This window comes from Streptomyces sp. NPDC046925 (genome assembly GCF_040644915.1).
In the GTDB taxonomy this organism is placed as follows: domain Bacteria; phylum Actinomycetota; class Actinomycetes; order Streptomycetales; family Streptomycetaceae; genus Streptomyces.
This window is the reverse complement of the sequence record NZ_JBEYWZ010000001.1, coordinates 556082-576854: the sequence shown is the minus strand read 5'-3', so window position 1 is coordinate 576854 and position 20773 is coordinate 556082. Positions and strand designations below refer to the sequence as shown.

The following is a 20773-nucleotide window of genomic DNA, read 5'->3' as shown; positions in this document are numbered from 1 at the left end:
TGCACCTATGCAGTTCATGGAGGTTTTCCATCATGTCCGATGCCAACGCTTCCGGGGTCGGGGACCGACCCGGTACCGCGCGCTCCCGCCGGACATCGCTCGCCGTCCTGTCCTCGGGGCTACTGATGACGATCATCGACGGCAACATCGTGACGGTGGCGATGCCCGCGATCCAGAGCGACCTCGGATTCTCGGCGCCGGGCCTCGCCTGGGTGGTGAACGCCTATCTCATCGCCTTCGGCGGTCTGCTCCTCCTCGCGGGGCGGCTCGGCGATCTCGTCGGCCGCAAGCGCATGTTCGTCTCGGGTCTGGCCGTGTTCACCGCGGCGTCCGCGCTGTGCGGAGTCGCCACCGACCAGGGCCTGTTGATCGCGGCACGTGCCGTACAGGGTGTCGGCGGGGCGATGACCTCGGCCGTCGTCCTGGGCATGCTGGTGGCGCTCTTCCCCGAACCGCGCGAACAGGCCAAGGCGATCGCGGTGTTCAGCGCGGTCGGCGCGGCCGGAGGCGCGATCGGCACGTTCCTGGGCGGCGCGCTCACCGAGGCCCTCGACTGGCACTGGATCTTCCTCATCAACCTGCCGATCGGCGCCCTCGCACTCGTCGCGGCCCTGCGCGTCCTGGCGAACGACCGCGGCACGGGTCTCTCCGGGGGTGCCGACTACCCCGGCGCCGCGCTCATCACCGGAGCGCTGATGCTCACCGTCTACACGATCGTCGGCTCCGCCGGGCACGGCACGCCCGCCACCCTCGCGCTCGCCGCCCTCTCCCTCACCCTGTACGCCGCCTTCGCCGTGCGCCAGGCCCGCACGGCCCGCCCCCTGCTGCGCCTGCGCGTCTTCCGCTCGCGCACGCTGACCGGCGCCAATGCCGTACAGATCCTGATGATCGCCGGCATGTTCGGCTTCCAGTACATCGGCGCGCTCTACTTCCAACGCGTGCTCGGCTACGGCGAGTTGAAGACCGGCTTCGCGTTCCTGCCCGCCCCCGTCATCATCGGCGTCCTGATGCTGGGCCTGTCCGCCAGGGTGATCGGGCGCTTCGGCCCCTACCGGTCGCTGCTCGCGGGCCTCGTCCTCATCACGGCCGGCCTCGCGCTCCTGGGCCGCCTGCCCGCCGACGGTTCGTACGCCGTCGACGTGTTCCCCTCGATGCTGCTGCTCGGCGCCGGGTTCGCCGCGGCGATGCCCGCGGTGACGGGGCTCGCGATGTCCGGGGCGCGCGAGGAGGACGCGGGCCTGGCCTCGGGGCTCTTCAACACCACACAGGTGATGGGCGGTTCACTGGGCCTCGCCGTCCTGACCACGCTGGCGGCGGGCCGCACGGAGGGGCTGCTCGCGGACGGCGGGCAGAGTGTGGTGGCGGCCACGGCCGACGGGTACCGCCTCGCCTTCTGGGTGGCGACGGGCGTCGCGGCGGCGGGTCTCGTCCTGGCGGCGACGGTGTTGCGGCCGGGGGTGCGGGGCGGGGCATCCGGGGCGGCTACCTCCGAGGCAGAGACCTCCGGGGCGGCGACCTCCGAGGCAGGGGCCTCCGGGGCAGAGACCTCCGGGGCAGGGACCTCCGATGTCACCGGTTCACTGGCCCAGTCCAGGTAGCTGCCTCGTACCCCCCTCGCTTGCCCTCACCACGGCCGGGCCACTACGGTCCGGCCAGTCGTGAATCTACGCGCGTCGCACATCGAGCGAGAGGCATCTGACCATGCGCAAGACCGTTCTGACCGCAATCGTCGCTCTGGGCACGGGAGCCGCCGTGGCGTTCGGCGCCGGCCCGTCGACGGCTCAGCCGAAGCCCGCGACCGACCCGTGGGTTCAGATCGGGAGCGACATCAAGTCCGGCGTCAGCGGCCTCACGGTCACTTCCCGTTCGGGCGGGACGCTGCACACCCTCGTCGTACGCGACAACAAGAAGCCCGGCGAGAACCGCATCGCCGAGGCCACCTACCGTCCCGGCCGGACGCCCGAGGTCTCGCCGATATCCTGGCGCGGCGGCCCCGAGCCGGTGGACCTGGAGGCGATCGACGCGGTGCCGGGGACGTCCGACGAGTTCGTGGCCGTGGCCAGCCGCGGACTGGCCTACCACGTGAAGCTGGCCGACGCCGGAGAGGCCGTGGAGGTCCTGGACGTCGCCCCGCTCCCCGCGATCGGTGACGGCGACGACTTCGAGAGTTTCTCGCTGACCTCGCGGAACGGAAAGCTGGCCGCCCTGTGGGCGGACCGCGGCGCGGGCAAGGAGCGTCCGGCGACGGTGTACTCGGCGCCGTTCTCGTTCGGTTCCTACGGCGAGTCGGAGTTCGGGAAGGTGCGGAAGTCGGTGTTCCGTGCGCCGTATCCGTCGGGGGACGTCCGGCATGTCTCGGACATCGACGTGACCAAGTCGGGCCGCGTGCTGATCAGTTCCGCGTCCGACTCGGGGGACGACGGGCCGTTCGACTCCGCGGTGAGCGACGCGGGCAAGCTGTCCGTGACCCGCGCGGGCGCGGTGCGGCTCTCGCTCGCCAAGTCGCCTGAGCTGCTCGAAAAGTTCAAGGGCCACAAGATCGAGGCGCTGCACTGCGTGCCCGGCTCCGGCCGCGCCGCCCTCGGCACCGACGACGAGAACGCGGGCGGCTCCGTCACCACCTCCCGCCTCTGCGCCTGACGGGCCTGACGGGCCTGACGGGCCTGACGCGACTGGCCCCGGAGCCCGCGGCGCGCTTCAGCCGGCGCGCCGAAGGCCGTTCCGTGCGCCGGTGGAGGCGGCCGACCGCCGCGCACTGCAGGGCCATGGACCCCGCCATGGCCAGGCAGATGCCCGGCAGCCCCATCCCCGACAGGGCGTACGCAAAGACCAGTTGCACCGCCACTCCCCCTGCCGTGATGCGCACGAGAGCCGGGCTGCCGCCGCTGCCCTCGAAGACCCCGCCCAGCGCGATGAAGCAGGCGAGCAGCACCAAGTACGGCCCCAGGCAGCGCAGATAGAGCGCCCCCGCATCGGCCACCTCGCCGTCGGCGCCGAAGCCCCGCATGATCCAGGGCCCGGCGACGAGCAGCAGCAGCGCGGCCGTCAGGCCGAGGGCGCCGGCGATGCACAGGGCCTGGCGCCCGATGGCCCGCCGCTCGTCGCGTCCGGCGCCGAGCAGGTGGGCGGTGTGGATGGCGGCGGCCTGGCGCACGGAGTAGAAGGCCATCGTCGCCAGATACATCGCCTTGGTCGCGATGCCGTACGCGGCGACCTCCCCGACGCCGATCCTGGCGACGACGGCGACCAGGGCGAGCGCGCCCGTCATCCGTACGACGAAGTCCGCCGCCATGGGAAAGCCGGTCGCCGCCGTCCTGCGCGCGTCGGCGCCCGGACGCCTAGCACTCCCCCTCTCCCCGAACGCCGCCCGCAGCACGTCGTTGCGCCGCAGAGCGGCGAGACCGCAGAGCAGCGCGGCCGAGCGGCCGAGCACGGTGGCGATCGCCGCTCCGCGCACGCCGAGTCCCAGCCCCATGATGAACAGCGGGTCCAGGGCGAGGATCAGACCGTTGGCCAGCAGGGCGAGCCGCATCGGGGTGCGGGTGTCGCCCGCGCCCTTGAGGATTCCGTCGACGACGTTCGTGGCGAAGTACACCGCCGTCCCCGGCAGGGCGATCGCGAAGTAGCCGGTCGCGAGGGCGAGGGCGTCGCTCTCCCCTCCGCCGAGCACCAGGCGGGCCAGCGGCTCCCGGCACAGGTATCCGCCGACGGCCACGACCGGCGTGATCAGCGCCCACAGTGCCAGGCCGCCGCGCACCGCCGACCGTACCGCCGCCCGGTCCCGCGCTCCCCTGGCCCGCGCGAGAAGGACCGTCGTACCGGACCCGGCCATGAGGATGACGCCGAGCAGCAGGTTCTCGACGTTCGTCGCGACGGCCACCGCGGCGACCGCGGCGCCGCCGAGCCGGGCCACCCAGATCATGTTGATGATTCCGGCCGTGACCCCGGCGAGGAGTTCGAAGTAGACCGGATACGCGAGCGACACGAGTCGGCGGCGGTGCTCCGCCGGTGGCGATGCAGACCCCATGACGATTCCCCCTCTTTCCGCTGTACATCGTTTCGAGGTACAGCGGAAAGAGATAGCATCAACCGCGCGCGGCGGACAAGGGAAGAAACACGGGAGAAGGGCTCAACTCCATGCTGGAGCTGTCGATTCTGGGCTTCCTCTATGAGGAGCCCCTGCACGGCTACGACCTCAAGACTCGTATCCAGGGCCTCAGCGGTCATATCCGTCCCGTGAGCGACGGCGCGCTCTATCCGGCGATCACCCGCCTGGTGAAGGCGGGCCTCGTCGAGCAGCGCACCGAACCGGGCAAGAGCGCGGCGCCCCGCCGGATCCTCTCCCTCACGGAGGCCGGGCGCGGTGAACTCCTTGCCCGCCTCCGGGAACCCAAGGAAGCCGAGATCACCGACGGGCAGCGCTTCTTCACGCTCCTCGCGTTCCTGCGCCACCTCCCCGACCGGTCCGAGCAGTCCGCCGTACTCCGCCGCCGCCAGGCCTTCCTGGACACACCGGCGAGCTTCTTCTACCGCGACGACAAGCCGCTGTCGGCGGAGGAGGCACCCGACCTGTTCCGACGGGGCATGCTCAGAATCGCCCGCGCCACCGGCACGGAGGAGAAGAAGTGGCTGTCAGAGGCGATCAGTACGGTGGAGGGCAACGGCGGATCTTGATGGGCGACGGGGGTTGCGATGAGCGGTGAGAAGGCAGGGAGCCCGGCGGACCGGGCTGTCGTCGAGGAGCGGGTGTGGCGGGAGTGGGGGCTTGAGTTGCCTGAGTCCGTCTTTCGGTTCCGGGAGTTTCTGGGGGCCCTGGGGCCCGCCGAGAGCGAGGCGCTCCAGGATCTGATGGTGAGTCCGATGGGCGTCATGGATCTGTTCGCGGACGCCGGCCGCCGGGCGGCCGACGGGATCGACGTGCGCGTGCACGGCCGGTACTACCGCGATCCGCCCGAATTCCTGACCTTCATGCACGGCGGTATGGACGGACTGCACTTCGGCCTGTGGTTCGACGACGGCCGCACCTGCCGGGGCGTCGCGTCCCACTACAACAACGACGGCGGCGAGATCGACACCCACGCGGCCACCCCGCTGGAGGCGGTGCGGTCCATCGTCGAACGGAGCTGGCGCGACCTCCAGGATGACCTCCGGGACCCCGACACGACCGCCAGGATGTCCGGCCTGGGGCAGCTGCGCGACGCGCTGACCGCCCTGGAGACCGGCGACAGAACCGAAGTGGGCCTGGCCTACACCGAGGCGTACGACACCGTGCGCCGGCCGCTGGACCACGAGCGCGTCACGACGCTGGACGGCGCCGGGGCGCTCGTGGCGGGCGATACCGCCCTCGACCGGCCCCCTCACCACGGCGCGGACGCGTACAAGTTCGCGACGTACATGTACGAGCTGTTCGACGATGCCGCGGCCCTGGAAGCGAGCGTGCGGGAAGCGCGCCGCCGGTGCGCGGCGGGCGATCCCGCCGAGGCCCTGGTCCTGGGCCGCGACCTGCACTGGGCGTCGGGAGGCGACCCGGACCGCGAGGCGTTCGCCCGGGAACTTCTCGTGTCGGCCTACCGCGCACTGGACCGCCCCGCCCTAGCGGACATAGCCGACGTCCACCACCGGCACCGGTCGTTGCCGAAGGTGGACGTCCTGGAGCCGAAGAGCCCGTAGGCGTCAGAGGCGCTGTGCCTCCACCAGTTCCCTGGCCTCCTCGGGCGTCGCCACCGACGGCGGGGAGCCCTCCAGGGGCTTACGGGCCGTCTCCTTCATGGCGGCCACCGCGATGATGCCGACGAGGCCCGCCAGCATCGTGTAGAACGCGGGCATCAGGTCGTTGCCGGTCGCGCCGATCAGCGCCGCCACCACCAGCGGCGTCGTACCGCCGAAGAGTGAGACCGAGACGTTGAAGCCGATGGACAGGGAGCCGTAGCGCACGTCCGTCGGGAAGAGGGCCGGCAGCGACGAGGACATGGCGCCGAGGTAGCAGACAAGGGCGAGGCCGAGGATGAGCAGGCCGGTGAAGACCGCGACCGTGCCGCCCTGCTTGATGAGCAGGAAGGCAGGCAGCGCCAGGACGAAGAAGCCCACCGAGCCCGCCATCAGGACCGGCTTGCGGCCGATGCGGTCGGAGAGGCGGCCGACCGAGTTGATGAGCGCCATCAGGATCAGCATGACGATCACGATGGACATCAGGCCGCCGGTCTCACCGAAGCCGAGCTCTGTCAGATACGTCGGCATGTAGGAGAGCAGCATGTAGTCGGTGACGTTGAACGCGGCGACCAGCGCGATGCACAGCAGCATCGCCCGCCACTGGCCGACGAAGGAATCCCTGAAGGACTTCTTCTGGCGTTCGGCGGCCGGTCCGCTCTCCGCCTCCGCCATCTTCTGGAAGGCGGGCGACTCGTCGAGCTTCAGCCGCAGGTAGAGACCGATGAGGCCGAGCGGCGCCGCCACCAGGAACGGGATGCGCCAGCCCCAGGACTGCATGGCGCCGTCGCTGAGTCCCATGGTCAGGGCGGTGACGAGGACGGCGGCGACGGTGTAGCCGATCAGGGTGCCGAACTCCAGGAACGAGCCCCAGAATCCGCGGCGCTTGTCCGGCGCGTACTCGGCGATGAAGGTCGCGGCGCCGCCGTACTCACCGCCCGTGGAGAAGCCCTGCACCATGCGGCACAGGACGAGCAGGACCGGCGCCCAGACGCCGATGGTGGCGTAGCTCGGAATGAGGCCGATCGCCAGGGTCGCCGCCGACATCATGATCATGGTCAGCGCGAGGATCTTCTTGCGGCCGACCCGGTCGCCGAGCGGCCCGAAGACCATGCCGCCGATGGGGCGCACCAGGAAGGCCGCGGCGAAGGTGGCCAGGGAGGAGAGGGTCTGCGCCGTGTCGTTGCCGGAGGGGAAGAACTCCTTGCCGATGATCACCGCGAGGTAGGCGTAGACGCCGAAGTCGTACCACTCCATGGCGTTGCCCAGGGCGGTCGCCTTCACCGCCCGCCTGACCTGGGCCTCTTCGGTGACGGTGATGTCCGACTGGCGCAGCCGCGGGTTCTTGCGGCGGTGGACCGCGCGGAAGAGCGCGCGGTGCCGGGCTATGGCCTCCGGAGCGGGCGGTGCCGGTATTTCGGGGGCTTCTGGCGCGCTCACGGTGCAGTCACTCTCTTGTTCGGTGATGGGCTGTCGTCGCCTCTGATCCGGGTGTCCAAAGATCGACGAACGGTCATCTGCCCAGCTTGCGTCGATCAACACTGCCAATTCCGACGTACGGAAAACGCTCGCCATTGGTCCCCACGGCAGAGGCCCCAAGTCCTGACTTCACAGGACTTGGGGCCCGAATTGCCCGGCGGACGATGCCGGCGAACGCTGCTGAAGAGGGTCCGCTCAGCGTGCGTAGAGCTGTGCGGCCGGAACGATCTGCTGCTCTTGACCGGGGCTGGACCAGAGCAGCTTCAGGTGGGCCTCGCCGGTCCGTTCCGCGTACTCGACCTTGATCGAGTGCCGCTTGCCCGCGGTGAGGGCGACGGCGGCCTTGTCGAGTTTCGGCTCGTGCGGCGTCCATGAGTCGATGACCAGCTTGCCGTCGATCCACACCCGCGCCATGTCGTCCGAGACGGTCGTCAGCGTGTACGTCTCCGAGCGACGCGGCTCGAGCTTGCCGGTCCAGCGGATGCTGAACGTGTCGGACGGAATGCTCGCCGCCGGTGAGCCCTCGTACTTCCAGGCGTGGTTGAGGGTGCGGTCGGTGCGGGTGATCTTCGGGGTGCCGCTCAGGTCCGCGTTGTCGAAGATCTCCTGCTTGAGGCCCTTGCCCTTGCCGGGGCGGGCCGTCGGGCCCGGGTCGACCTTCAGCTCGACGACCGTGGCGATGTCGTTGGTCGCGGCGCCGGAAGGTCGCAGGTCGATGCCGTCGCCGGACTTGGTGACGGTCACCTTCTGGTCGCTGCCGAGCACGCGCGCCGCCGTGACCTCGAAGTCCGTACGCGCCTTCAGGTGCAGGGCGGCGCCGGACGCGGGCCACTGGTCGACGGCCGCGTACAGCTTGTCGCCCTTGCGGCTGACCGAGCCCCAGGACGGCTCCTCGACGAGTCCGCCGAAGCGTGCGCCGAACACCGCGTTGCCCTGACCCGCCGTACGCAGCCAGTCGCCCGTCTGCTTGAGGCGGTCGACGGAGGGCTGCGGGATGCGGCCGCGGGCGTCGGGGCCGACGTTCAGGAGGTAGTTGCCGCTGCGGGACGTGGTGGAGAGGAGGTTCCTGACCAGGGTGGCCGGTGACTTCCAGTCCGTGTCGTAGCGGGCGAAGCCCCAGTGGCCGTTGAGGGTCATGCAGGACTCCCAGAGCTGGCCGTCGACGGGGGCGCCGGGGATCTCCTGCTCGGGGGTTCCGTAGTCGCCGTCGACCACGCGGCGCTTGCCGACGCGGTTGTTGATGATCAGGTCCGGGTCGAGGTCGCGGAGGTAGGCCTCAAGCTTCTCGCCGTCCTTCGCCGTCCAGGGGTTGTGCGGCTTGTCCGTGTCCCACTCGCCGTCGAACCAGAGCAGGGCGGGGTCGTAGGTGTCGACTAGCTCTTTGAGCTGGGCGCGCATCCGCTTCTCGTACTTCGGGAAGGTGGCGGGGTCCGGGAAGTCCGGGTCGTGCCAGTCCCAGATCGAGTAGTAGAAGCCGAGCTTGATGCCCGCGTCGTCGGACGCCTTCTTCAGCTCGGCGAGGATGTCGCGCTTCTTGTCGAAGGAGGAGTGGTCGCGCAGGTTCCAGTCGTTGACCTTCGTGGGCCACATCGCGTACCCCTCGTGGTGCTTCGAGGTGATGACGATGTAGCGCATCCCGGCGTCCTTGGCGGCCTTGACCACGGCCTTCGCGTCGAAGTCGGCCGGGTTGAAGGTGGCGGCCTGCTTCTCGTAATCGGCCTTGGGGATGTCGCACTGGCGCTGGATCCACTCGGCGTCACGGCAGAGCGAGCCGTCGGCCTTCTTGTACTCGCCCTCCAGGTTGGAGTACGCGCCGAAGTGGATGAACATGCCGAAGCGGTCCTGGCGCCACCAGTTGGTGCGGTCCGCGGTGAAGGGGTCGTCGGTGGCGTGGTCGGTTCCCGGGGCTGCGGCCGGGGCTGCGGGGGGTTCCGTCGGGGCCGCGACCGCCGCGGGGACGGCGGTGGCGGCGAGGGCCGAGGCGAGGAGCAGGGCGACCCCGGCGACTCTTCGCCGGGTGCGACTGAACTGTGTGCGCATGGGGCGGCTCCCTGAGGTTGACGGGTCGCTGGGGAACGTAGGGTTGAATACATCGGATGTCAATGCGCTCAACTGAGGCTGATGCAGCGGATATTGGCTGCACTTGGTGACATCGGTCCGATGACTGACCGCTGAGGCATGGACTCCCGGCTACAGGAGTAGGCTTCGGGCGACTGCTTCTAAAACCGAAGCAGTCACGGATAGAGCAGCCATGGAGAAGCAGTCAGGAGAAGCGATACAGATGAGCGTCGTCGATGTACGTGACGTACTGGCACCCGGCACGCCCGGCCGCGCCGCCCGGCTCCCGCTCGCGCCGGACGTCGTCTTTCACAGCCCTGTCGCCGACTACAGCGGGCGGGACGACGTGAGTCATCTGTTCGCGAAGATCGGGCAGTGTCTGACCGGGCTCGAACCGCTGCGGGAGTTCACCGATCCCGGCGAGGAGGCGACGGGGCGGCACAGTGTGACGACCTTCGCGGCGAAGGTCGGCGACGAGTCCGAGTCCGTGTACGGAGCGCTCGTACAACAGGTTGACGAGCAGGGTCAGTTGACGGAGGCGACGCTGCTGCTGAGGCCGTTGGGCGCGCTGAAGGCCGCTGTCTCGCTGATGCGCGACGCGCTCAGCGTGGATCCTCTGCCGAGTCGGCGCTGACCTCGCTCGCCCAGCGCTCGGCCCACATGTCCAGGGGCCGCAAGGCCTGGTGGGCCTCGCGGCCCAGGTCGGTCAAGGCGTAGGAACTGTCCGGCAGTTGCCGCACCAGGCGGGCTTCGAGCAGCTCGGTCAGGCGCTGGCGCAACACGCTGGACGACATCGCGTCACACCGCTCCTGCAACGCGCGAAACCCCAGCGGCTCACCCCGCAACTCCCACACGACCCGCAGGCTCCAACGCCGCCCGAACAGATCGAGGGCGGCCATCAGGGGGCGCCCCGTGGTGGAAGCACGGGTGGGTCTGCCGGGCAGCGGTGCGGTCATCCGGCGACGCTAGCACCGGGAGTCCGGCGACCGGGGCGGTGCGCGACGCGGGGGCGCTGGAGCGCCGGGGCACCGGGGCGCCTGGGCGCCGAGCCGCCGGATCGCCGGGGTCAGGGCCGCCGGACCGCAGGGCCGCCAGACCGCAGGGCCACCGGATCGCCAGACCGCCGGACCGCAGGGCCGCCAGACCGCCGGATCGCCGGATCGCCGGGGCCGCCGGGTCACCGGACCGCCAGGCCGCCGGATCGCCAGGGTCGCCGGACCGCCGAGGCGCTGGGGCGCTGGGGCGCTGGATGGCCGGGGCGCCGGGCCGCCGGATCGCCGGGGGTCGCCGGACCGCCAGACCGCCAGACCGCAGGGCCACCGGATCGCCAGACCGCCGGATCGCCGGGGCCACCGGGTCGCCGGACCGCCGGGCCGCCAGACCGCCGGGTCACCGGATCGCCGAGCCACCAGGCCACCGGGCCGCCAGACCGCCGGGCCGCCAGACCGCCGGGTCACCGGACCGCCAGACCGCCAGACCGCCAGGGTCACCCCGAGCCGGAGGCGAAAGGTCGGCCGGTCCCGGGTGGTGGGACGTGGTGGCTTGACCATGGTTCGTGGGCGGTTCATCGTGGTGCCGCGTCCAGCACTGACCGGGCGCCCGCCCGGGATTCGCCGAACCGGGAGGGTATCCCCTCGTCATGCCCCTGCCCCGCCGCACGTTCCTCACCGCCATGGCCGCGACGACCGGCGCCGCCGTCGCCTGTTCGGGCTCCACCGCCGACGGCGCCCCCGCCGCCGCCTCCGATTCGCCCGCGGCCAGAGCCGCCCGGCGTCTGCTGCCCGGCCACTGGAAGCAGCTGACGTTCACGACCGCGGGGCCCGCCGACTCCTTCCGGGTTTCCGGGCGGCGCGGGCACATCACCGTGGCCGGATCGACGCCCGCCGTTCAACTCACGGGCCTGCGTCACTACTTGAAGCACACCGCGCACGCGAACATCACCTGGGCGGGTGACCAGCTCGATCTGCCCGGCCGCCTCCCCGGCCTCGACAAGCCGCTGACCGGACGCGCCAACGCCCCGCACCGCTTCGTGCTCAACGACACGAATGACGGCTACACGGGGGCTTACCACGACTGGTCGTACTGGGAGCGCGAGATCGACGTGCTCGCGCTGCACGGCTACAACGAAGTCCTCGTGTACGTCGGCGCCGACGCCCTCTATCACCGCGTGTTCCAGGAGTTCGGCTACTCCGAGCGCGAGTTGCGCGAATGGATTCCGGCCCCCGCGCACCAGCCGTGGTGGCTGCTGCAGAACATGTCCGCCTTCCCTTATCCGGTATCGCTTCAACTGATTGAAAAGCGAGCCTTGTTGGGTCGTCGGATCGCGGACCGGCTGCGCGAACTCGGCATGACTCCGGTCCTCCCCGGCTACTTCGGGACAGTCCCGCCCGGCTTCGCCGCGAAGAACCCCGGCGCGCGGACCGTGCCGCAGGGCGACTGGGTCGGCTTCGCGCGGCCCGACTGGCTCGACCCGCGCACCGAGGCCTTCGGGCAGGTGGCCGCCGCCTTCTACCGCGCACAAGACGAGTTGTTCGGCGCCTCCACGATGTACAAGATGGACCTCCTCCACGAGGGCGGCAAACCGGGCGACGTACCGGTCCCGGACGCCGCGAAGGCCGTCGAGAAGGCGCTTCAGAGAGCGCACCCCGGCGCCCTCTGGGTGATCCTCGGCTGGCAGAGCAACCCGCCCGAGGCCATCGTCGACGCCGTCGACAAATCCAGGATGCTCGTGGTCGACGGGCTCTCCGACCGCTTCCCGAAGGTCACCGACCGCGAGGCCGACTGGAACGCGACCCCGTACACCTTCGGCTCGATCTGGAACTTCGGCGGGCACACGACTCTCGGCGCGAACACCCCGGACTGGGCCGCGCTCTACGAGAAATGGCGCACCAAGGACGGCAGCATGCAGCGCGGCATCTCCCTGATGCCGGAGGCCGCCGACAACAACCCCGCGGCGTTTGAACTCTTCTCCGAACTGGCCTGGCGCACCGGAGACTTGGACCTCGAAGAATGGTTCGCCGACTGGTCCGTCGCGCGCTACGGAGCCACCGATCCGCACGCGGCCGCCGCCTGGGACATCCTGCGCCGCACCGCGTACGGCACGACCCGTGCCGACGAGTGGGCCGAGGGCGCGGACGGCCTCTTCGGCGCACGACCCGACCTGTCGGCGAAGTCGGCGGCGTCCTGGTCACCGAAGGCCATGCGCTACGAACCGGCGGACTTCGAGCCCGCACTCACTGAACTGCTCGCCGTACGCCGTGAGTTGCGGGGCTCCTCCGCCTACCGTCGCGACCTCCTCGACGTGGCGCGCCAGGCGCTCTCCAACCGCAGCAGGGTGCTCCTCCCCAGGATCAAGCAGGCGTACGACGACCGGGACGCGGCCCTCTTCGGCCGGCTGACCCGGAGCTGGCTCGGTCTGATGGATCTGCTCGACAGGCTGCTGGCCACCGACTCCCGCCATCTCCTGGGCCGTTGGGTCGCCGATGCCCGCTCATGGGGTGCCGACGCGAGGGAACGGGACCGGCTCGCGTACGACCAGTTGTCGCTGCTGACCGTGTGGGGCACCCGGTCCGGGGCGGACGCCGGGCTTCGCGACTACGCCAACCGGGAGTGGGCCGGACTCGTCGGCGGGCTCTACCGGCTGCGCTGGGACACGTACTTCAAGGAGGTTCGGGCGGCGCTCGACGAGAACCGGGAGCCGAAGGCCGTCGACTGGTTCGCCCTCGAAGACGGCTGGATCCGCGCACCGCGGAATCTTGCCGTCCGGCCGACCGGAGACACGTACAAAATCGCTGTTCAGGTGCGCGAACGGCTGACCGAGGCGGGGTAACAGAGCGCGGCACGGGCTCCAAGATCGCCAACTCCCCCTTCATTGACGGGTATACGTCATCCCGAATCTCTGGTAGTAAACCTTCCTAACAGTACGCGGAAGAGCAGCAGAGCAACCGGAACGACGAACTCCCCCACCTTGGAGGTCCCGTGCCCACCCCCCACACCCCCCATCGCGCCCCCGCGCCCCGCATACGCACCTCGCGCCGCACCTTGCTCGCCTTCATCGGCGCCTCGCTCGTCGCGGGCCCGGTCATCGCCTCGCAGACGGCGGGCGCCGCTCCGGTGGCCGCCAAGGCGGGCGGACTCGACGACCCGGCGAAGAAGGAGATCGCCATGCAGATCGTCTGCAGCGCCGAGAACTCCTCGCTCGACTGGAAGGAGCACTACCGCTACTGCGAGGACATCGGCGACGGCCGCGGCTACACCGCCGGGATCATCGGCTTCTGTTCGGGTACGGGCGACATGCTCGACCTCGTCGAGCTCTACACCCAGCGCAAGCCGGACAACGTCCTCGCCAAGTACCTGCCCGCGCTGCGCGAGGTGGACGGCACCGACTCCCACGAGGGTCTCGACCCCACGTACCAGGGCGACTGGGAGAAGGCCGCGGAGGACCCCGCGTTCCAGAAGGCGCAGAACGACGAGCGCGACCGCGTCTACTTCAACCCGGCGGTCGCGCAGGGCAAGGCGGACGGCCTCGGCGTGCTCGGGCAGTTCGCGTACTACGACGCGATCGTCATGCACGGCGACGGCGGCGACAGCACGAGCTTCCGCAACATCCGCAAGCGCGCACTCGACGAGGCGAAGCCGCCGTCGCAGGGCGGCGACGAGACGGACTACCTGAACGCGTTCCTCGACGCGCGGGTCTGGGCGATGAAGCAGGAGGAGGCGCACAGCGACACGAGCCGGGTCGACACGGCGCAGCGGGTGTTCCTCCGCAACGGCAACCTGAACCTGGACACGCCGCTGGAGTGGAAGGTCTACGGAGACCCGTACCGCATCGGCTGATCCGCACACGTCGGCGCGGGGAGCCCCGGCCCCCGGCTCCCCGCGCCGATGTAGCAGCGCTTACGTGTTGCGTGAAGAATTCATCGCTGGTGCCGGAGGGCAGGGCCGTCCGATCCTTGTCGCATGATCGGAACGAACGCGCTCATCGGCGTCGCAGTGGTCTCGCTCGGCATGGTGCTCACGCCGGGACCCAACATGATGTACCTCGTCTCGCGGAGCATCACCCAGGGCAGGCGCGCCGGAGCGGTCTCCCTGGCCGGGGTCGCCGTCGGCTTCCTCGTCTATCTGACGGCCGCCAACCTGGGCCTTTCGCTGGTCTTCCTCGCCGTCCCGCAGCTGTACACGGCCGTGAAACTGGCGGGGGCCGGCTACCTGGCGTGGCTCGCCTGGAAGGCGCTGAAGCCGGGCGGCACTTCGGTCTTCGCCCGGCAGGAGCTGGCCCACGACTCACCCCGGCGGCTGTTCACGATGGGGCTCCTCACGAACCTCCTGAACCCGAAGATCGCCATCCTGTACGTCTCGCTCATCCCTCAGTTCATCGATCCGACGGCCGGCCACACCCTCCTCCAGGGCTTCGTGCTCGGCGGCGTGCAGATCGTCGTCAGCCTGGGAGTGAATCTCGCGATCGTCCTGGCGGCGGGCACGATCGCGGTGTTCCTGGCGGGCCGCCCCACCTGGCTGCGGGCCCAGCGGTATGTGATGGGCACGGTGCTCGGCGCTCTCGCGGTCAAGCTCGCGACGGACCGGGCGCCTGCCGCCGCGGCCTGAGCATCACCACCGCCGCCAGGGTCGCCACGATCCCGCCGAGCGTCATGACCACGCCGGTGGACGAAGCGTCCACCACCGCGCCGCCCGCGAGCGCGCCGAGCGAGAACGTCGCCTGGAACGAGGACGTGAACAGCACGGACGCCGCCTCGGGCCGGTGCGGCGCCGCGGTCACGAACCACGTCTGCGAGCAGACGGGCACCGCTCCGTACGCCGCGCCCCACAGCAGGAGCAGCACGAGAGCGCCGCTCCTGCCGGTGCCGAGCACGGGCAGCAGCAGCGTGGCGGCGGCGATGAGCGCGGCGGCCGTGGCGAAGGTCCCGCGCGGCGCACGCCCCGCCCATGTGCCGGCGAGGAAGTTGCCGAGGATGCCCGCGGCTCCGTAGGCGAGCAGGAACAGGGTGATCGTGCGCGGACCGGCATGGGTCACGTCCGCCAGGAACGGGGTGACGTAGGTGTACGTGCCGAAGTGGGCCGTCACGATCAGGAAGGTCACCGCGAGGGCGCCGCGCACGCGGGCGGTGCCGAGCAGGTCGCGCAGCACGGAGAGCCGCGTGACGTGCTGCGGCGGCAGGGACGGCACGGACACCACGAGCGCGGCGAACACGACCAGCGTCAGGACGCCGGTCACCGCGAACGCGGCCCGCCAGCCCATGAGTTGACCGAGCAGGGTTCCGGCGGGCACCCCGAGGACCGAGCCGAGCGGGACGGCGGAGAAGATCACGGCGGTCGCCCGGCCCGCCTGCGCCGCGGGGACCAGCCGAGCCGCGAGCCCCGATCCGATGGACCAGAAGGCCCCGATGACCAGTCCGACGAGGACGCGTGAGACCAGCATCAGCCAGTAGCCGGGTGCGGCGGCGGCGAGGAAGTTCGCGAGGGCGAGCAGCAGGATGAGGGCGCAGAGCATGCGGCGCCGGTCGACGCGTCCGGTGGTGACCGTCACGGTCGGGGCGGCGACGGCGGCGAGGATGCCGGGCAGGGTCATCATGAGCCCTGCCGTGCCGTCGGAGATGCCGAAGGTGTCGCCGATGGGCGTGAGCAGGCCGATCGGCAGGATCTCGGTGGTGACGATGGCGAAGATCCCGGCCGTCACGGCGATGACGGCCGGCCAGCCGCCGGGTCGTGTGCGGCCGGAGGAGGCGTCGGTGGACAGGGGTGGTGTGGCGGGTGCGGGCATGCTCCCGAGTCCAGCAGCGCCGCCCTGTTCCGGTCTGGCACGTCCGCGACATCAACGTGCCGCGGCGAGGGTGACGTCGGTTTCCCGCGCGGCACCCCCGCCGACGGTGTGGCTCAGTGCGTGACCGCGGGCTCCGGCTCCGCCGAACTCGCCTTGCCGCCCAGGTGGTTGAAGACCAGGTTCAGGGCCACGGCCAGCAGGCACCCGGTGGAGATTCCCGAGCCGAGGACGATCTGGGCCCAGGCCGGGAACGCGTCGTAGAAGCCGTCCGAGAGGGCGGGGGCCAGGCCCGCGCCGAGGGTGACCACGACGATCAGGGCGTTGTCGCCCCGGTGCAGGTCGGCCTGGAGCAGGGTCTGGATGCCGCTGACCGCGATGGAGCCGAAGAGGAAGAGGCTGACGGCGGCCAGGACCGGCATGGGGACGACCGAGATCAGTGCCGCGGCGGCGGGGCTGAGGCCGATCAGGACGAGGATGGCGCCGCTGAGGGCCACCACGAAACGGCTGCGCACCTTGGAGATGACGACCAGGCCGATGTTCTGCGCGAACGCGCTGGCGTGGAAGGCGTTGAACAGGGGGCTCAGGGCGGAGCCGAGCGCGTCGGCGCGCAGGCCGCGGGCGATGGTCTTCTCGTCGACCTCCTTGTCGACGATCTTGCCGAGGGCGATCATGTCGGCGGTCGACTCGGTGAGGATCACCAGCATCACGACGCACATCGAGATGATGGCGGGAACGTTGAACTGCGGTGCGCCGAAGTGCAGCGGCGAGGGGATGCCGACCAGGGCCGCGTCGTCCAGCTTGGAGAAGTCGGCGAGGCCCATCGGGATCGCGAGCAGCGTTCCGAAGATCATGGCGAAGAGCATGCTGATCTGCTTGAGGAAGCCCCGCGTGAAGCGCTGGAGCAGCAGCATGACCAGGACCGTCGCGCCCGCCAGACCGATGCTGCCCGGCTCGGGGGTGCCCGTCGGCGAGTCGTCCACGATCCAGTCGTACGCGACGGGGATGAGCGAGACGCCGATCAGGGTGATGACCGAACCCGTCACCACCGGCGGGAAGAAGCGGACGAGCCGCGAGAAGTACGAACTGACCAGGAAGCCGAAGAGGCTGGAGACGATGATCGCCCCGAAGACCACGGGCATCCCCGCCTCGACGCCGCCCTGCGTCGTGAGGATCGTCAGCATCACGCCGACGCCCGCGAACGAGACGCCGTTGACGAAGGGCAGCCGGGAGCCGATGAAGTTGCCGATGCCGAGCGTCTGGAGCAGCGTGGCGATACCCGCCATCAGGAGACTGCCGCCCATGAGTACGGCCGTGTCCCCCGGCGACATCTTGGCGGCGACGGCCACGACCAGCGGGACCGAGACCGCGCCCGCGTACATGGAGGCGACATGCTGGAGGCTGGCCACGAGCATCCGGCCCGGCGGCAGGATCTCGTCGACCGGATGGACCTCGGGACGGACCTCGGGAGCCGGGTCGGCCGGTGCGGCCTGGTCGGCGGGGCGGGGCTGAGAACTCATGGGTGGCGCTTCTTCCGTGTGCGTGACGCCGGAAGTCGACCCTGTCGCGCGGGAGTTCACGAGGCGCGCGGCCGGGTCGACCGTTATTCCGACTGGAAAGTAACTTCCGCGATGCGGGCGGCGTCACGCACGTTACGTCAGTGGGCCGCCGCGGGGGAAGACCCTTCGTGCACCCTCTGTTCAGCGATTTCTCCCCCCGGCTCCATCGGATTGGTCACGTCGTCGTCCTCGCCCCGCTTGCCGATGTGGTTGAAGACGAGGTTGAGGAGCACGGCAGCGACACAGCCCGTGGAGATGCCCGAGTCCAGGATGATCTTCGCGGTCTCCGGGAACGCGTGGTAGAACTCCGGCGCCGCGATCGGGATGAGGCCGACGGCCAGCGAGACGGCCACGATCAGGACGTTGTTGTCCCGCTCCAGGTTCGCCTTGACGAGGGTCTGGATACCGCTCGCCGCGACCGAGCCGAAGAGGACGATGCCCGCGCCGCCGAGCACCGGACGCGGTACGACGGCGATCAGCGAGGCGGCCATCGGGCACAGGCCCATCAGGACCAGGAAGCCGCCGCCCACGGCGACGACGTACCGGCTGCGGATCTTCGTCATCGCGACCAGGCCGATGTTCTGCGCGAACGCGCTGCACATGAAGCCGTTGAAGAGCGGGCTGATCGCCGAACCGAGGGTGTCGGCACGCAGGCCCGCCGCGATGGTCTTCTCGTCGGCGGGGCGCCCCACGATCTCGCCGAGCGCCAGCATGTCGGCGGTGGACTCGGTCATCGAGACGACCATGACGACACAGAGGGAGACGATCGCCGCCGCCGCGAACTGCGGGGCGCCGAAGTGGAACGGCGTCGGGAAGCCGACGACGTCCGCGTCACCGATCGGGCTGAAGTCCGTGACACCGAACGGGATCGCGATGAGCGTGCCGACGACCAGGCCGAGGAGCACGGCGATCTGCTTGACGAAGCCGGTGGTGAAGCGGCGCAGGAGCAGCACGATCACGAGGGTGATGCCCGCGAGGCCGAGGTTCTTCATCGAGCCGTAGTCGTCGGCGGTGGGCACGGGACCCTGTGCCCAGCCGAAGGCCACCGGCATCAGCGAGATGCCGATGAGCGTGATGACCGTGCCGGTCACCACCGGTGGGAAGAAGCGGACCAGTTTCGAGAAGAACGGCGCCGCGATGAAGCCGAGCACACCGGCGACGATGACCGCGCCGAAGATGATCGGCAGCGCGTCGTCCTTGTTGTCGGTCGAGTCGACGACCGCGAGCATCGGGGCGACGCCCGCGAAGGTGACGCCGTTGACGAAGGGCAGGCGGGCGCCGATCTTCCAGATGCCGAGCGTCTGGAGGAAGGTGGCGAGGCCCGCGGTGAACAGACAGGCTCCGGTCAGGAAGGTGAGTTCCTTCGCGGAGAGGCCTATCGCCGCGCCCACGATGAGCGGAGGTGCGACGACGCCCGCGTACATGGCCGCCACGTGCTGGAGGCCGGTCGTCGCCATCTTGAGCGGCGGGAGTTTCTGGTCGACGGGATGTATGGCGCTTTCACCGTCGACTTCGGATGGGTCTGGGGTGGTGCCTTGCTTGGTGAACCCGGGCTGAGTGGCCACAGTGGCTCCTCCGGTTGTTTTCCAGTACGGGCGGCATTGCCGGCACTTTTCGCTTCTGGGAGGTGATGCATGGTGCAAGGGCTTGCTCGGTATGAAGTTGTGGTGCGCCCAGGTAGTACTGACCGCCCCGGGAACGCGAAGCTTTGGGCCACGTTCCGGGGCGGCACTTGAGCAGCCCGCTCGGCTGCTCAAGTCCGGTCAGGGGCCGTCCCCCCTGACCGGAGTTCTTGGTCAGGCCTCCGCGGCGATCCGCGCGAGGCGCTGTGCCTCGTCCCGCGCGGAGCGTGCGATGGCGTCCTCGTCGACGTTCAGGAGACGGCCGTTCTCGACGACCGGCTTGCCGTTGACGAGGGAGAGCGTGACCGGTGCCGCCGCGCCGAAGACGATGGCGGTCACCGGGTCGGCGATCGAGGAGTGCCCGATGCCGTCGATCTTCCAGAGGACCAGGTCGGCGAGCTTGCCGGCTTCGAGCGACCCGATCTGGCTCGCGCGGCCCAGGACCTGCGCGCCGCCGAAGGTGCCAAGACGCAGCGCCTGACGTGCGTTCAGGGCGGCCTCGCGGTGGGCGCCGAGGCGGTTGATGAGCAGGGCGTTGCGCAGCTCGGTGTGCAGTTCGCCGGACTCGTTGGAGGCGGTGCCGTCGACGCCGAGGCCGACCGGGACGCCGGCCCTGAGCATGTCGGGGACGCGGGCGATGCCGGCCGCCAGACGGGCGTTGGACGAGGGGCAGTGCGCGACGCCCGTACCGGTACGGGCGAAGGCGGCGATGTCGGAGTCGTTCATGTGGACGCAGTGCGCCATCCACACGTCGTCACCGAGCCAGCCCGTCGACTCGAAGTAGTCGGTGGGGCCCATGCCGAACAGTTCCTTGCAGAACTGCTCCTCCTCGACGGTCTCGCTGCCGTGGGTGTGCAGGCGTACGCCCTTGGCGCGCGCCAACTCGGCGCCCTGCTTCATGAGTTCGGTGGAGACCGAGAAGGGCGAGCAGGGGGCGACGGCGACCTGTGTCATCGCGTCGAAGGAGGCGTCGTGGTGCTTGTCGACGGTCTCGGCGGTCGCGGCGAGCGCGCCTTCGAGGGTCTCGACGGCGAAGTCCGGCGGCAGGCCGCCGTCCTTGACGCTGCGGTCCATGGAGCCGCGGGCGAGGGTGAAGCGCACCCCCATGTCGCTCGCGGCGCCGATGATGGCGCCGGACAGGTCGCCGGAGTCCTTCGGGAAGACGTAGTGGTGGTCCATCGCGGTGGTGACACCGCCGCGGGCCATCATGCCGAGCGAGCCCTGCGCCGCCGCCTTCACCATCTGCTCGTCGATGCGCGCCCAGGTCGGGTAGAGCGCGACGAGCCAGTTGAAGAGGTTGTGGTCGGTGGCGAGGCCACGGGTGATCCACTGGTAGAAGTGGTGGTGCGTGTTGACCAGGCCGGGGGTCACCAGGTGACCGGTCCCGTCCACGCGGCGTACGACGTTCTGGAGGCCCTCGGGGGCCTTCCCGGCGCCGATGGACTCGATCTTGTTGCCCGCGACGACGACGTATCCCGATGCGTACTCGGTGTCGTCGGCGTCGACGGTCGCGATCGCACAGTTCTCGATGACGATGCGCTGCAGGTCTGCCGGTGCTGCCATGGTGCTTCTTC

16 protein-coding genes are annotated in these 20773 nt (G+C 70.2%); 8 read left to right on the top strand and 8 right to left on the bottom strand.

The features are described 5' to 3' along the window. The first annotated feature begins 32 nt into the window (after window positions 1-32). Complete coding sequence (locus ABZ906_RS02350) at window positions 33-1598, top strand: MFS transporter (RefSeq protein ID WP_361376379.1); 1566 nt, start codon at window positions 33-35, stop codon at window positions 1596-1598. 103 nt (window positions 1599-1701) lie between these two features. Beyond that, window positions 1702-2640: a hypothetical protein gene (locus ABZ906_RS02345; RefSeq protein ID WP_361376376.1), complete on the top strand. Its 939-nt coding sequence runs from the start codon at window positions 1702-1704 to the stop codon at window positions 2638-2640. On the opposite strand, the gene ABZ906_RS02340 is transcribed toward ABZ906_RS02345, so the two are convergent. Continuing rightward, complete coding sequence (locus ABZ906_RS02340; protein ID WP_361376373.1) at window positions 2615-4027, bottom strand: MATE family efflux transporter; 1413 nt, start codon at window positions 4025-4027, stop codon at window positions 2615-2617. The genes ABZ906_RS02345 and ABZ906_RS02340 overlap by 26 nt on opposite strands. A 110-nt stretch (window positions 4028-4137) precedes the next feature. Here ABZ906_RS02340 and ABZ906_RS02335 point away from each other — a divergent pair, with 110 nt between their 5' ends. Both ABZ906_RS02335 and ABZ906_RS02330 read left to right on the top strand, forming a co-directional pair. After that, window positions 4138-4674, top strand: coding sequence for a PadR family transcriptional regulator (locus ABZ906_RS02335; protein ID WP_361376370.1), 537 nt, complete (start codon window positions 4138-4140; stop codon window positions 4672-4674). A gap of 18 nt (window positions 4675-4692) precedes the next feature. Then, window positions 4693-5670: an ADP-ribosylation family protein gene (locus ABZ906_RS02330; RefSeq protein ID WP_361376367.1), complete on the top strand. Its 978-nt coding sequence runs from the start codon at window positions 4693-4695 to the stop codon at window positions 5668-5670. Window positions 5671-5673: 3 nt separating this feature from the next. Here ABZ906_RS02330 and proP read toward each other — a convergent pair whose 3' ends face one another. Next, complete coding sequence (gene proP / locus ABZ906_RS02325) at window positions 5674-7146, bottom strand: glycine betaine/L-proline transporter ProP (protein WP_361193065.1); 1473 nt, start codon at window positions 7144-7146, stop codon at window positions 5674-5676. Window positions 7147-7380: 234 nt separating this feature from the next. Then, the gene (locus tag ABZ906_RS02320) at window positions 7381-9225 is read right to left on the bottom strand and encodes an alpha-L-fucosidase (protein WP_361376364.1); all 1845 of its coding nucleotides are present in this window, start codon (window positions 9223-9225) and stop codon (window positions 7381-7383) included. Window positions 9226-9466: 241 nt separating this feature from the next. Here ABZ906_RS02320 and ABZ906_RS02315 point away from each other — a divergent pair, with 241 nt between their 5' ends. After that, complete coding sequence (locus tag ABZ906_RS02315; protein ID WP_361376361.1) at window positions 9467-9877, top strand: nuclear transport factor 2 family protein; 411 nt, start codon at window positions 9467-9469, stop codon at window positions 9875-9877. Here the strand turns inward: ABZ906_RS02315 and ABZ906_RS02310 are convergent. Continuing rightward, a complete protein-coding gene (locus ABZ906_RS02310; RefSeq protein WP_361376358.1) occupies window positions 9846-10199 on the bottom strand; it encodes a helix-turn-helix domain-containing protein in 354 nt (117 codons plus the stop codon). The genes ABZ906_RS02315 and ABZ906_RS02310 overlap by 32 nt on opposite strands. Window positions 10200-10882: 683 nt before the next feature. On the opposite strand from ABZ906_RS02310, the gene ABZ906_RS02305 reads away from it, so the two are divergent. The 3 genes from ABZ906_RS02305 to ABZ906_RS02295 all read left to right on the top strand — a co-directional run bounded on the left by ABZ906_RS02305 (window position 10883) and on the right by ABZ906_RS02295 (window position 14847). Next, window positions 10883-13072, top strand: coding sequence for an alpha-N-acetylglucosaminidase (locus ABZ906_RS02305; RefSeq protein ID WP_361376355.1), 2190 nt, complete (start codon window positions 10883-10885; stop codon window positions 13070-13072). 149 nt (window positions 13073-13221) lie between these two features. Continuing rightward, on the top strand, window positions 13222-14079 hold the full coding sequence (locus tag ABZ906_RS02300; protein WP_361193054.1) for a chitosanase: 858 nt from the start codon (window positions 13222-13224) through the stop codon (window positions 14077-14079). A 123-nt stretch (window positions 14080-14202) separates the two neighbouring features. Further along, entirely contained in the window at window positions 14203-14847 is a 645-nt protein-coding gene (locus tag ABZ906_RS02295) for a LysE family translocator (RefSeq protein WP_361376352.1), read from the top strand. Here ABZ906_RS02295 and ABZ906_RS02290 read toward each other — a convergent pair. From ABZ906_RS02290 to ABZ906_RS02275, 4 genes are all read right to left on the bottom strand, one after another. Then, window positions 14807-16021 carry an MFS transporter gene (locus ABZ906_RS02290; protein WP_361376349.1) on the bottom strand — a complete coding sequence of 405 codons (1215 nt, stop codon included), beginning with the start codon at window positions 16019-16021 and terminating at the stop codon, window positions 14807-14809. The genes ABZ906_RS02295 and ABZ906_RS02290 overlap by 41 nt on opposite strands. A gap of 113 nt (window positions 16022-16134) precedes the next feature. Next, entirely contained in the window at window positions 16135-17538 is a 1404-nt protein-coding gene (locus ABZ906_RS02285; protein WP_361376346.1) for a nucleobase:cation symporter-2 family protein, read from the bottom strand. 137 nt (window positions 17539-17675) lie between these two features. Continuing rightward, the gene (locus ABZ906_RS02280) at window positions 17676-19034 is read right to left on the bottom strand and encodes a nucleobase:cation symporter-2 family protein (protein ID WP_361193343.1); all 1359 of its coding nucleotides are present in this window, start codon (window positions 19032-19034) and stop codon (window positions 17676-17678) included. Between the two features lie 339 nt (window positions 19035-19373). Continuing rightward, window positions 19374-20762: an 8-oxoguanine deaminase gene (locus ABZ906_RS02275; RefSeq protein WP_361376343.1), complete on the bottom strand. Its 1389-nt coding sequence runs from the start codon at window positions 20760-20762 to the stop codon at window positions 19374-19376. Between the last annotated feature and the right edge of the window lie 11 nt (window positions 20763-20773).